Source organism: Nocardia sp. NBC_01503 (assembly GCF_036327755.1).
Lineage (GTDB): Bacteria > Actinomycetota > Actinomycetes > Mycobacteriales > Mycobacteriaceae > Nocardia.
Window position 1 is genome coordinate 1938838 of sequence record NZ_CP109596.1, and the last position, 13067, is coordinate 1951904.

General features: G+C 65.3%; 11 protein-coding genes. 6 read left to right on the forward strand and 5 right to left on the reverse strand.

All coding sequences use genetic code 11. The features are described from left to right. Positions 1-44: 44 nt before the first annotated feature. The 3 genes from OHB26_RS08635 to OHB26_RS08645 all read right to left on the reverse strand — a co-directional run bounded on the left by OHB26_RS08635 (position 45) and on the right by OHB26_RS08645 (position 4028). Positions 45-1040 (reverse strand): sigma-70 family RNA polymerase sigma factor, encoded by a 996-nt coding sequence (locus OHB26_RS08635; RefSeq protein WP_330183676.1) that lies wholly within the window; start codon positions 1038-1040, stop codon positions 45-47. Positions 1041-1158: 118 nt separating this feature from the next. After that, complete coding sequence (locus tag OHB26_RS08640; RefSeq protein WP_330183677.1) at positions 1159-2805, reverse strand: acyl-CoA synthetase; 1647 nt, start codon at positions 2803-2805, stop codon at positions 1159-1161. A gap of 185 nt (positions 2806-2990) precedes the next feature. Beyond that, positions 2991-4028: an LLM class F420-dependent oxidoreductase gene (locus OHB26_RS08645; RefSeq protein WP_330183678.1), complete on the reverse strand. Its 1038-nt coding sequence runs from the start codon at positions 4026-4028 to the stop codon at positions 2991-2993. Positions 4029-4090: 62 nt separating this feature from the next. Here OHB26_RS08645 and OHB26_RS08650 point away from each other — a divergent pair, with 62 nt between their 5' ends. The 4 genes from OHB26_RS08650 to OHB26_RS08665 are packed head-to-tail and all read left to right on the forward strand — an operon-like array spanning position 4091 to position 7720. Next, entirely contained in the window at positions 4091-5056 is a 966-nt protein-coding gene (locus OHB26_RS08650) for a Zn-ribbon domain-containing OB-fold protein (protein WP_330183679.1), read from the forward strand. Between the two features lie 17 nt (positions 5057-5073). Further along, a complete protein-coding gene (locus OHB26_RS08655; RefSeq protein ID WP_330183680.1) occupies positions 5074-6153 on the forward strand; it encodes a thiolase domain-containing protein in 1080 nt (359 codons plus the stop codon). After that, positions 6150-7316: a thiolase domain-containing protein gene (locus OHB26_RS08660; protein ID WP_330183681.1), complete on the forward strand. Its 1167-nt coding sequence runs from the start codon at positions 6150-6152 to the stop codon at positions 7314-7316. Before OHB26_RS08655 ends, OHB26_RS08660 begins: the two co-directional genes overlap by 4 nt. Next, the gene (locus tag OHB26_RS08665; protein ID WP_330183682.1) at positions 7313-7720 is read left to right on the forward strand and encodes a nuclear transport factor 2 family protein; all 408 of its coding nucleotides are present in this window, start codon (positions 7313-7315) and stop codon (positions 7718-7720) included. Before OHB26_RS08660 ends, OHB26_RS08665 begins: the two co-directional genes overlap by 4 nt. A gap of 153 nt (positions 7721-7873) precedes the next feature. Here the strand turns inward: OHB26_RS08665 and OHB26_RS08670 are convergent, their stop codons facing one another. Then, positions 7874-9082 carry a cytochrome P450 gene (locus OHB26_RS08670; protein ID WP_330185543.1) on the reverse strand — a complete coding sequence of 403 codons (1209 nt, stop codon included), beginning with the start codon at positions 9080-9082 and terminating at the stop codon, positions 7874-7876. Between the two features lie 197 nt (positions 9083-9279). Here OHB26_RS08670 and OHB26_RS08675 point away from each other — a divergent pair, with 197 nt between their 5' ends. After that, positions 9280-10446 carry a steroid 3-ketoacyl-CoA thiolase gene (locus tag OHB26_RS08675; RefSeq protein WP_330183683.1) on the forward strand — a complete coding sequence of 389 codons (1167 nt, stop codon included), beginning with the start codon at positions 9280-9282 and terminating at the stop codon, positions 10444-10446. Between the two features lie 361 nt (positions 10447-10807). After that, positions 10808-11224 carry a helix-turn-helix domain-containing protein gene (locus OHB26_RS08680; protein ID WP_011207048.1) on the forward strand — a complete coding sequence of 139 codons (417 nt, stop codon included), beginning with the start codon at positions 10808-10810 and terminating at the stop codon, positions 11222-11224. Between the two features lie 635 nt (positions 11225-11859). On the opposite strand, the gene OHB26_RS08685 is transcribed toward OHB26_RS08680, so the two are convergent. Beyond that, complete coding sequence (locus OHB26_RS08685; protein ID WP_330183684.1) at positions 11860-12882, reverse strand: hypothetical protein; 1023 nt, start codon at positions 12880-12882, stop codon at positions 11860-11862. Between the last annotated feature and the right edge of the window lie 185 nt (positions 12883-13067).

The following is a 13067-nucleotide window of genomic DNA, read 5'->3' on the forward strand; positions in this document are numbered from 1 at the left end:
GGACCACCCCGGCGCATCCACCTACGCGGCGACGGAGTCCAGTTCTACCGCAGTTCCGGCGCAAGTCCGAAAAGCGGGAACAGGCGGTCGGTATCCAAGAAGAAGTTGAGACCGGCAATGCGATCGCCGTCCAGCTCCAGCACGGTGATCGACCAGGGGACCCAGACACCGGGCTCGTCGGCGCTGGGCTTGTAGTGACCGAAGGCGGGCATTCCGTTGGCGCCGAGGGGGATCATGCGGGAATCGCGGCAGGCCGAACCGGTGGTGAGCATGAACTGCGCGACATTCTCGGGGCCGGAGATCCAGAGCGAGAACGGCGGCATGGACAGTGCCACATCGGCTTTGAGCAATTCGGTGAGCGCGGTCATATCGTAGGACTCGAACGCGGCCACGAAATCGTCGACGAGTTTGCGCTGCCGCGCATTGGATTCGTCGAACACATCGGAGGCGGTGGAGACCTCCTGCGCCTTGGACATGGTGGCGCGGGCACGCTGCAGCGCGCTGTTGACCGATGCCGGAGACACATTCAACATATCGGCGGTCTCGTTGGCGGAGAAACGCAGCACCTCGCGCATGATCAGGATGGCGCGCTGAGTGGCGGGCAGATGCTGTACCGCGGCGACGAAAGCCAGGCGCAGCGTGTCCTTCGCGCTGGCGGCCTCGGCCGGGTCCGCGCCGAACGCGAGACCGTTCGGAATCGGTTCCACCCATACGTAATCCGGCTCCGGCGGCGGCAGCGGGGTGTCGGGTGTACTCGCACCGGTGAGATCCATCGGCCGGGCGCGGCGCTGCGGACCGTCGAGCATGTCCAGACAGACATTGGTACAGATCTTGTAGAGCCAGGACCGCACGCTCGACCTGCCCTCGAACGCGTCGTACGACTTCCACGCCCGGGTGAAGGTCTCCTGTACCGCGTCCTCGGCCTCGAACGAGGAGCCGAGCATTCGATAGGCGTAGGCGCACAACTCACGCCGATGACCCTCGAAGGATTTGAGTACCTCGTCGGTGATCGTGGTGGATCCGCCGCCTGTCTCGCTCATGCCAAACACTCTGGCACAAGGCACCGACAAGAAATAGAGAGCGAAAACGACTGTGCCCGCCCATTTCGCAACAGGCGGACACAGGAGTCTCAGGAGTGCTCGAGACTTACTCGGCGACCTACTTGGTGCTCGGGGCGTGCGAGTGGTTGTCTGCCTCGCGGGCCTCGGTCTGCGCCTGGGCCCACTTGTAATCCGGCTTGCCCGCGGGAGAGCGCTTGATCTCGTCCACGTACCACAGGCTGCGCGGCATCTTGTAGGACGAGATCTCCTGGGTCAGCGTGGGACGCAGGTCCTCCAGGGTCGGCCGGTTCTCGCTACGGCACTGCACGACCGCGACCACGCGCTGGCCCCAGCGCTCGTCCGGCACGCCGACCACGAGCGCGTCGAAGATCTCCGGATGCGCCTTGAGCGCGCCCTCGACCTCTTCGGGGTAGATCTTCTCGCCACCGGAGTTGATGGAGACCGAACCGCGACCGAGCATGGTCACCGAACCGTCCTCCTCCACGCGGGCGAAGTCGCCGGGGATGGAGTAGCGAATCCCGTTGAACTCCTTGAACGTCGCCGCGGTCTTGACCGGGTCGTTGTAGTAGCCCAGCGGAATGTGGCCGGTGCGGGCGATCAGGCCGGTCTTACCGGAGCCCGCCTCGACCTCATTGCCCTCATTGTCGATGACCTTGGTGGAGGCGTCGATCTTCACGCGCGGGCCGCCGGTGTGGGTGGCGCCCTTGGTGGCCACGGACAGACCGCCGAAACCGGTCTCCGAGGAGCCGATGGAGTCGGTGATCATGGTGGTGGTGAGCAGCTCGATGAACTCGTCCTTGAGCGTGGGCGAGAACAGCGCGGCGCTGGAGGCCATCGCCCAGAGCGCCGAATGCTTGTACGGCTCACCGGTTTCCGGGTTGCCGGCCTTCAACGCGTCCAGCATCGGCCGCGCCATGGCGTCACCGGTGATGAAGATCAGGTTGATGTTGTGCTTGTCGATGGCCTGCCACACGCCGTGCCCGCTGAACTCGGGCAGCATGATGGCCTTGCCGCCGTCGAAGAGGCTGTGGAACACCGCGGTCTGCGAACCACCGTGGATCAGCGGCGGGATCGGGTAGCGCACCAGCTGACTGTTGCCCGCGCCGACCTTGGCCTGCTGCCATTCGTCCTCGACACGATCGCCGGTGACGAAGTTGATGCCGCCGCCGAGTACGCGCCACCAGTCCTCGTGCCGCCACATGACGCCCTTGGGCAGGCCGGTGGTGCCGCCGGTGTACAGCATGAAGATGTCGTCGGCCGAGCGCTCGTCGAAGTCGCGCACATCGGAGCTGGCCGCCAGGGCCGTCTCGTACTCGACCGCACCGGCGGGCGCGGGCAGGTCGGTGCCGTCCTCGATGGTCAGCACGGTCTTGATGGCCGGGACCTTGGGCAGCACATTGGCGATCTTGTCGCTGTAGCGACGCTCGGCGATGAGCGCGACCATGTCCGAGTTCTCGAAGATGTACTGCAGCTCGTTCTCGACGTACCGGTAGTTCACGTTGATGACCACCGCGCGGATCTTGAAGATCGCCACCATGGCCTCGACGGCCTCAATGGTGTTACGCGCGTAGATGCCTACCTTGTCACCGGGCTTGACGCCCTGTTCCTGCAGGTAATGGCCAAGCTGGTTGCAGCGCGCTTCGAACTGGGCGTAGGTGAATTCCCGGTGGTCGTCCACCAGAGCTACCCGCTCCGGCATCAGATCGATGGCGTGCTCGACAAGGTCCGCTATGTTGTAGCTCACAGGTCGAAAATAGAACGTGTTCTCACTAATCGCAAGGTGCGATTTCCCGCTCATCGGACAAACCGGTGTGGCCCCTGCCACAGCCTACGGCCAGGCATGCCGAAAAGGAACATGACAAAAGCGAACCCACCCGGGCGGGCGGGTACGAACCCCGCCCCGGGTGGGCTGCCAATCTAGAACGAGTTCTACGACTGGATGAGCGGCTTCAACCGCTCGAACTGCGCCACATCCCGCACGCCGACGAGCAGCATGGTGACGCCCGCCTGCTCCCACACCTTCAACTGTTCGCGCACATGCGCCTCATCGCCGATGATCGTGGTGTCCAGGATCAGCTCGTCCGGCACCGCCGCGGCCGCCTCGTCCTTGCGTCCGGTGCGGAACAGTCGGGTGATCTCATCGACCTGCTCGCCGTAGCCCATCCGCCGGTACACCTCGGCGTGGAAGTTCATATCCTCCGCACCCATACCGCCGATGTACAGCGCCAAGAACGGCCGCAACCGATCCAGTTCACCCTTGGTGTCGTCGGTCAGGATGACCTGCGCGGTCGCGGCGATCTCGAAGTCCTCCCGCGAACGCCGGGCACCCGCGCGGGCGAAGCCCTCATCCAGCCAGCCGTTGTACATATCGGCCAGTCGCGGGGTGTAGTAGATGGCCAGCCAGCCATCGGCGATCTCCGCGGTCAGCGCCACATTCTTGGGGCCCTCCGCACCGAGCCAGATGGGCAGGTCCGCGCGCAGCGGATGGGTGATCGACTTGAGCGGTTTGCCGAATCCGGTGGCGTTCGCACCGTTGTAGGGCAGCGGGAAGTTCGGTCCGTCGCTCTGCACCTTGCCCTCGCGCGCGAGGACCTGCCGAATGATCGAGACGTATTCGCGGGTGCGCTGCAACGGCTTGGCAAACGACTGCCCGTACCAGCCCTCGACCACCTGGGGACCCGAGACGCCCAGCCCGAGAATATGCCGTCCACCGCTGAGGTGATCCAGGGTCAGCGCGGCCATGGCGGTGGCGGTGGGCGTGCGCGCGGACATCTGCACGACCGAGGTGCCCAGGCGGACCCGGCTGGTGCTCGACCCCAGCCAGGCGAGCGGGGTGTAGGCGTCCGAACCCCAGGACTCGGCGGTGAAGACGGCGTCGAATCCGGTCTCCTCGGCGGCCGCCACCAACTCCGCGGTATTGGCGGGCGGCTGCGCGCCCCAGTATCCGAGTTGCAACCCAAAGCGCATGTCCGGTTCCCTTCCCATGTGGGCTCTTGCCACCATCATTAGAACCTGTTCTACTCGATCGCGTGACTCTGGGGAACACCGAAGTACTCGCAGCACCGCTGGTGATGAAGTTCGACTACACCCGCTCCACCGGACCGACCATCGGACGCTTCCTCACCGGATTGCGTGCCGGGCGGGTCGTCGGGGTGCGCGGTTCCGATGGGCGCGTGATCGTGCCGCCCGCGGAATTCGATCCGATCACCGCGGATGCCCTGACCGAATTCGTCGACGTGGCCGATATCGGCACCGTGCAGTCGTGGAGCTGGGTGGCCGAACCGCTGCCGGGCCAGCCCTTCGACCGCCCGTTCGCCTACGCGCTCATCAAGCTGGACGGTGCGGATACCGCCCTGCTGCATGCGGTGGATGTGGCCTCACCGGCCGATATCAGCACCGGTATGCGGGTACGCGCCCGCTGGGCCGCCGAACGGACCGGCGACATCCACGACATCGCCTGTTTCGAACCGGGTGAGACCTCCACCGCCCCCGCCGATTCCGCCGCCGACGCGGAGCCGGTGACCGGCATCATCACTCCGATCGACCTCTCCTTCAAGCACACCGCCGCACCGCAGGAGACCGTCTTCCTGAAGGGGCTCACCGAGGGCAAGCTGATCGGCGCGCGGGCCCGGATGGACGGCAAGGTCTACTTCCCGCCGCGCGGCGCGGATCCGCGCACCGGTGAGCCGACCGACGACTACGTCGAGGTGTCCGACAAGGGCATCGTGACCACCTTCTGCATCGTCAACGTGCCCTTCATGGGCCAGCGCCTCAAACCCCCGTATGTGGCGGCGTACGTGCTGCTCGACGGCACCGACATCCCGTTCCTGCACCTGGTGCTGGGCGTGGAGGCGAGTGAGGTCCGCATGGGCATGAAGGTCGAGGCCGTGTGGAAGCCGCGCGAGGAGTGGGGCCTGTCGATGGCCAATATCGACCACTTCCGGCCCACCGGCGAACCCGACGCCGAGTACGACTCGTTCGCGCACCACCTGTAGAGAGGCGTTGAATTACCTTGAGCGGCAACGCAACTGAGATCGCGGTGGTGGGGTTCGCCCACGCACCGCATGTGCCGGAGACCTTCGGCACCACCAATGGCGTCGAGATGCTGGCGCCGTGCTTCACCGAGCTCTACGCCGATCTCGGCATCACCAAGTCCGATATCGATTTCTGGTGCTCGGGCTCCTCGGATTACCTTGCCGGACGCGCCTTCTCGTTCATCTCGGCGATCGACTCCATCGGCGCGGTGCCGCCGATCAACGAATCGCACGTGGAGATGGACGCGGCCTGGGCGCTGTATGAGGCGTGGGTGAAACTGCGTACCGGGCAGGCGGAGACCGCGCTGGTCTACGGCTTCGGCAAGGCCTCGGCGGGCACGCTGCGCCAGGTGCTGACGCTGCAGACCGATCCGTACCTGGTCGCGCCGCTCGGCCCGGACTCGGTCTCCATGGCGGGCCTGCAGGCTCGTACCGGTATCGACTCCGGTCGCTGGACCGAGCGCGAGATGGCCGAGGTCGCCGCGCGCGCCGCTGCCAATGCCGCCGCCAAGGGCGGCAGCGCCACCGCGCGCACCGAGCAGGATGTCGAAAAGCTTTTGGCCGCGGAGTATGTGGCCGATCCGTTCCGCGCCCATGACATCGCGCCCATTACCGATGGCGCTGCCGCGATCGTGCTGGCCGTCGGCGACAAGGCACGGGAACTGCGCGAGCGTCCGGCCTGGATCAGCGGTATCGCGCACTACATCGACTCCCCCATCCTGGGTGCGCGCGATCTGACCGTCTCGCAGTCCACCGAGCGTGCCGCCAAGGCCGCGATCAACGGTGGCGCAACCGATTTCGATATCGCCGAGCTGCACGCGCAGTTCAGCCACGAGGAGCTCATCCTCGCGCGGGCGCTGGGGCTGAACGGCTCCACCCGGATCAACCCGTCCGGTGGCCCGCTCTCGGGTAATCCGATGTTCGCGGCCGGGCTCGAGCGCATCGGCTTCGCCGCCACCGAAATCTTCAATGGCACCGCGAATCGCGCACTGGCACATGCCAGTAGCGGTCCGGCGCTGCAGCAGAACCTGGTCGCCACCCTGGAGGCACGCTCATGACCAACCCCGCTGCCGTACTCGGCACCGGCCAGACGCATCACGTGACCAAGCGGTCCGATGTCTCGATGGCGGGCATGCTCCGCGAGGCTATCGACCGTGCGCTCGAGGATTCCGGCCTGACCATGGCCGATATCGACGCCGTGGTGATCGGTAAGGCCCCCGACTTCTTCGAGGGCTCCATGATGCCGGAGCTGTTCCTCTCGGATGCCTTGGGCGCCACCGGAAAACCGCTGCTGCGCGTGCACACCGCCGGTTCGGTCGGCGGCTCGACGGCCGTCGTGGCCGCCAGCCATGTGCAGGCGGGCGTGCACGGCAAGGTGCTCGCGCTCTCCTGGGAGAAGCAGTCCGAGTCGAATGCCATGTGGGCACTGTCGAATCCGGTCCCGTTCACCATGCCGGTCGGCGCGGGCGCGGGCGGTTACTTCGCCCCGCACGTGCGCGCCTACATTCGCCGTGCCAACGCGCCGTTGCATATCGGCGCCATGGTCGCGGTGAAGGATCGCCGCAACGGCGCGCGGAACCCGCTCGCGCACCTGCAGCAGCCGGACATCACCATGGAATCGGTGATGGCATCCCAAATGCTTTGGGACCCCATCCGTTTCGACGAGACCTGCCCGTCCTCGGATGGCGCGTGCGCCATCGTCATCGGTGACGAGGCCTCGGCCAAGGCCGTCGAGGCCACCGGCAAGAAGGTGGCCTGGATCCACGGCACCGCCATGCGGACCGAACCGCTCGCCTACGCCGGACGCGATCAGGTGAACCCCAAGGCCGGACAGGCCGCCGCCGCCGCGCTGTGGAAGCAGGCCGGGATCACCAATCCGCTGGAAGAGATCGACGCGGCCGAAATCTACGTTCCCTTCTCCTGGTTCGAGCCCATGTGGCTGGAGAACCTGGGCTTCATGCCCGAGGGCGAGGGCTGGAAGCTCACCGATGCGGGCGAAACCGCCATCGGCGGAAAGCTTCCGGTGAATCCGTCGGGCGGCGTGCTCTCCTCCAACCCCATCGGAGCGTCGGGCATGATCCGCTTCGCCGAGGCCGCCAAGCAGGTCATGGGCCGCGCGGGCGACTACCAGGTGGAGAACGCACGCAAGGCGTTCGGGCACGCGTACGGCGGTGGCTCACAGTACTTCTCGATGTGGGTGGTCGGGAGTGAGCAGCCGTGAGTGAGCATCCCGCACGGGTAGCCGGTACCGCGTCCCAGTCCGCGGTGCGCGCCAAGGATAAGGAAGCCTGGGTGGCGCTGTTCGCCGCCGACGGCATTGTCGAGGATCCGGTCGGACCCTCGTTCTTCGATCCCGAGGGCGTCGGTCACCGTGGCCCCGAAGCCATCGCGGCGTTCTGGGACAAGGCGATCGCGCAGACCGACAAGATCGAATTCCTCTTCGACGATTCCTTCGCCTGCGGTAGCGAGGTCGTCTACACCGGCCGCATTCGCACCACCATGGGCGGCCAGATCATCGATGCCGAAGGCGTTTTCACCTACCGGGTGAACCCGGATGGCAAGATCGCGGCCCTGCGCGCTTTCTGGGAGACCGAGCGCGCCATGAAGACCATGCACCCCGCGTAGATTCTTGTGCGCCGCCCGCGTACGCGGGCGGCGCACAATATCTTTGCGGAGACGCTTCGCGAGAAAAGGAGCGGGAGACCGGATTCCAGTCTCCCGCTCCTTTCTTATTGCCCTGAGTTGTGAGAGGCAGGGCAGGTCAGTCTTTTTCGCGCGTCAGTGCGCGACCGGGCAACCGCCGCCCTTGGGCTTGTAGTCCACCTGGAATTCCTTGACGCCGTTCAGCCAACCCGAACGCAACCGCTTGGGATCGCCGAGCTTGGTGATATCCGGCATGAAGTCGGCGATGGCGTTGAAGATGATCTCGACCTCGAGCCGTGCCAGGTTCGCGCCGATGCAGTAGTGCGCACCGGTGCCGCCGAAGGACAAGTGCGGGTTCGGATCACGAAGGATGTTGAAGGTGTAGGGATCCTCGAACACCTCCTCGTCGAAGTTGGCGGAGCGGTAGGAGAGCACCACCCGCTGCCCCTTCTTGATCTGCACTCCGCTGACCTCGACATCCTCGAGCGCGGTGCGCTGGAAGCTGCTGACCGGGGTGGCCCAGCGGATGATCTCGTCCGCGGCGGTGCGGGGGCGCTGCGCCTTGAAAAGCTCCCACTGGTCGGGGTTTTCGAGGAAGGCGATCATGCCGTGCGTGGTGGCGTTGCGGGTGGTCTCGTTACCGGCCACGGCCAGCATCATGACGAAGAAGCCGAACTCCTCCGGCAGCAGCGCCTCGCCGTCCATATCGGCGTTGATGAGCTCGGTGACGATATCGTCGGCCGGGCAGGCCCGGCGAGCCTCCGCCATTTGGTACGAGTAGCCCAGGATCTCGGTGGAGGCGACCACCGGATCGGCATCACTGTCCGGATCGTCATAGCTGGTCATATCGTTGGACCACTTGAAAAGCTTCATGCGGTCTTCCTGCGGCACGCCGATCAATTCGGCGATCGCCTGCAGCGGCAGCTCAGCCGCGACCTGCTCGACGAAGTCACCGGTGCCGGACTCGACCGCGGCCTTCACGATGGCCTCGGCACGCGCGGTCAGCTCGGCGCGCAGGCCGTTGATGACGCGCGGGGTGAAGCCCTTGGCGATGATCTTGCGAAGTTTGGTGTGCTCCGGGGCGTCCTTGTTCAGCAGCACGAAACGCTGCAGTTCGATCTGCTCGCGGGTGATGTCGTCCTGGAAGCGCGGGATCGCGGTGTTCTCGTAGGTGGAGAAGACGTCATCGCGGCGCGAGACGGTCTTGACGTCGGCATGCTTGTTGATGACCCAGAAGCCGTCGTCCGCGAAGCCGCCCTTCTCGGGAGACTTGGGATTCCACCAGATCGGTGCCACCGCACGGAGTTCGGCGAGTTCTTCGACCGGCACGCGCTGATGCCACATGTCGGGGTCGGTGACGTCGAATCCTTCCGGCACGTTCGGGCGGGATTGGGTGTCGACCACCAGCTGTCTCCTTTGACTAACTGAAACACGTTCTACCGTTATTCAAGCACAGGCGGTAAGACTAGGGAAGGAACCAAAAAAGACTTACATTACCTGTAGAGAACTTGTTCCAGTTCTGATCCGGAAGGAAGACCATCGTGGGTACACCCGTCATCGTCGAGGCCGCGCGCACTCCCATCGGCAAGCGCAACGGCTGGCTGGCCGGCCTGCACGCCGCCGAACTCCTGGGAGCGGCGCAGAAGGGCCTGCTGGAGCGGGCCGAGCTGGATCCCGCGCTCGTGGAGCAGGTTATCGGCGGCTGCGTCATGCAGGTCGGCGAACAGTCCAACAATGTCACCCGCACGGCGTGGCTGCACGCCGGACTGCCGTGGCAGACCGGCGCGGTCACCATCGACAACCAGTGCGGTTCGGCGCAGCAGGCGACCGGTCTGGTCGCGGGGCTCATCGCCACCGGCGCGATCGAGGTCGGCGTGTCCTGCGGCCTGGAGTCCATGAGCCATGTTCCGTTGGGCGCCAACGTCGGAACGCACGCGGGCCCGCGCCGCCCGGCCTCCTGGAATATCGACATGCCGGACCAGTTCACCGCCGCCGAGCGAATTGCCAAGCGGCGCGGTATCACTCGCGACGACACCGATGAGTGGGGCGAGCGCTCGCAGCGACTGGCCGCGCAGGCGTGGGCGCAGGGGCGTTTCGATCGGGAGGTGCTGACCATCGTCGGTGCGCCGCAGGTCGACAAGGAGGGCAACCTCACCGGCGAGACCGCCGACATCAGCCGCGATCAGGGTCTGCGCGAGACCACCCGCGAGGGCCTGGCGAAGCTGAAGCCGGTGCTGGAGGGCGGAATTCACACCGCGGGCTCCTCCTCGCAGATCTCCGACGGCGCCTCGGCCGTGCTGCTCATGGACGAAAAGGCCGCCGAGCGTGCGGGTTTGCGGCCGCGCGCGCGGATCATCTCGCAGTGCCTGGTGGGCGGCGAGCCCGAATTCCACTTGGACGGACCGGTTCAGGCGTGTGAGCGCCTGCTGGAGCGCAGCGGTATGAGCATCGGCGATATCGATCTGTTCGAGATCAATGAAGCTTTCGCCTCCGTGGTGCTGTCCTGGGCGTCGGTGCACAAGCCGGATCTGGATCGGGTGAACGTCAACGGTGGCGCGATCGCGATCGGGCATCCGGTGGGCAGCACCGGAACTCGGCTCATCACAACGGCTTTGCACGAGCTGGAGCGGTCCGGCAAGCAGACCGCGATGATCCTCATGTGCTGCGGTGGCGCGCTCGCGACCGGCACCATCATCGAGCGAATCTAGGCCAGATCAATCAAATTCGGCCGAGGTTGAACGTTCATCCCACTTGTCGTGAAACGTGGCGTACGCCACACAAACTCGGGTACAGACAAGAAGATGAGACGTCAGCTATCTTAAGGTTACCGACGGCCCGTCGTGGAAGACCTTCGCGACGGGCCAGAACCGGGACTCTTAAGCCCTCCGCAAGAACGGTGGCGCTGGCCCGCAAACACCCAAGCCACGGCAGCTTCACCGGATCACCGCCTAGAAGCTTCAAGGAAATCGCGGATCAGGCGTAGGTTTTCAGTTACTGAGCCGCTAATATCAATGATACGTATCCGAGATAACGACTGTTAGTACAGCGAAGGGAATTGGGCGGCTCACAATGGCTGATTTCGCGGCGCGGCTGAACAAGCTGTTCGAAACCGTGCATCCCCCGGGGCGTAAGCCGCACACCAACGCAGAGGTGGCGGCGGCGCTCACGGCCTCCGGCCATCCGATCTCGAAACCGTATCTCTCGCAGTTGCGGTCGGGACAGCGGACCAACCCCTCTGACGAGACGGTGGCCGCGCTGGCGAAGTTCTTCAAGGTGAAACCGGACTACTTCTTCAACGACATCTACGCGGCCAAGATCGATCACGATCTCGAACTGCTGTCCCAGCTGCAGGGCTATGGACTTCGTCGTCTGTCGAGTAGGGCGTTCGACCTCTCCGAAGAATCACAGAACCTCCTCACCTCTATGGCGGAGAAGTTGCGGGCCAGCGAAGGGCTGCCCGAAATTCCTCCGGACGGCACGGAATAGGCCCCGTACCGGGGCATCTCGGCGCGGCCGTCTCGGAGGTCGCACCGGGCCTATCCGGTACATGGGCTGCTCCATGCCCGATCAGGTACTGCAGGGTGCCCGATCAGGTTTAGATGACGGCGCTGCTTGCAGGGCAGCGCCTCTCATCGTGGAGCCATTCGGCCGACTGAAGAGTGTTGCACCGGCCTCAGCGTGCTGAGGTCATGTGGCGTAGATCGCCGCGCCGGTGCATTATGCACATTCCTGGCATTTCCCTGCCCACATCACGGGGGCCGAGATAGAGCCGAAGAACTGTGCACTATGTCGTTTTGTGTGATGTGAGCGTTTCGCCCCCAATGCACTATCTGCGACAAGTGCACCATTGTGCTGTGTGCACAAACTTATATGTGCTGTTGCACAAACCCTTTGTGCTTTCTGCCAAGGAACGCGACAATTCGGTCGCATCAAAAGTAAGCCGCCGACTCGAATAAGACGTTGGCGCAACTAAGACAGAACCTGCGACAGATGGCCCTCGCCTAAGGCTGGAGCCCTTTTATTCGGAGCAGAATGTTCCTCTTAGGGAAGCCTCGACTAACGCGGGATGAACATCGGTTGTCCCACAGCGGCCCGGCTGTGGCCGTTCAGCGCTTACCCGTTCAGCGCTCGGCAGCGGTGCGACTGGGCGCCTCGGCACCGGCATCGTAGGCGCGGGCTATGGCCTGCACCCAGCCGCGCGGGCCCACACCCTCCGGCGGCGCGATCCAGCGACCGTCGATCAGCACATCGCCGAAGGGATTTCGCGCCCACTCCGCCACCCGCGCCGCGCGTTCGGCGACGGCCTCGGGCGGGGTGCCCGCCGCGGCCAGCTCCAAACCGCCACCGGATTGCAGGTACAGGGCGTCCATGACCTGTGCCACCTGGTCCGATGCCTTCAACTGGGTGGCCGAACCGGTCTGATCCTTCGCGACCACCTCGGGGAAGCGCGCGATCAGTACCCGGTGCAGGGTGCGAATCTGCTTCAGCAGCAGGCGCGCTCGCGCCCAGAGCTCGATCACGATCCACACCGCGCCCACCGCGATGAGCAGGCTGGCGAGCTGCCACACCGGCCAGAACCAGTCTCCCGCCTCGGGTTTCGCCATCGGCTCGTGCATGAGTTCGCGGCGGACCGAGAGTGCGGCCAGCACGCCGACCACCAGGGTGCCGACGCAGTAGAGCGCGATACCGCGGCCCAGTGCGGTCCAATCCAGGTTGCGCACACCGGTGATCACGATGAACAGGCATTCCAGGGCCACGATCACCCAGCCGAAGGTGATGGACCACAGCAGGGTGAGTGCCATGGCCACCGCGCCGCCCGCGTAGATGACCCAGGCGATCTGACGCAGATTCCGACGCGACACCACCGGCCATGCGGCGGCCGCCACCACCGAGGTCGCGGTGCCGAACAGAATCCAGGACGAGGTGGTGAGCCGATCGGAGAACCAGCTGCCGTGCACGCCATTGGGCAGCAGATGATCAACCGCCACACCGATTTCCGGGATACAGACGGTCGCGGCGAGCGCGACCGACGCCACCGCGACCACGATCGCCACTCGAGCGGTGGTCGCGGGCTTCACCAGCACCCGCCCCACGCGAGCACCAGCGGCCATCCAGACGAGCAAAGCCGTCAACCAGAAGGTCATGCTGCGCCCTTTCGCGAATGTCCGAGGGGCCCTACGTGGTTACGCAGGCCGCCTCCTCCGTGCCCTGACTCGGTCGAGCTGCGCCCGACATCGGATGACCGAGAGCCCTCCGTGGTTACACAAGCTGCCGCCTGCGGGCCTGACTCGGTCGAGCTGCGCCCGACATCGGATGACCGAGAGCCCTC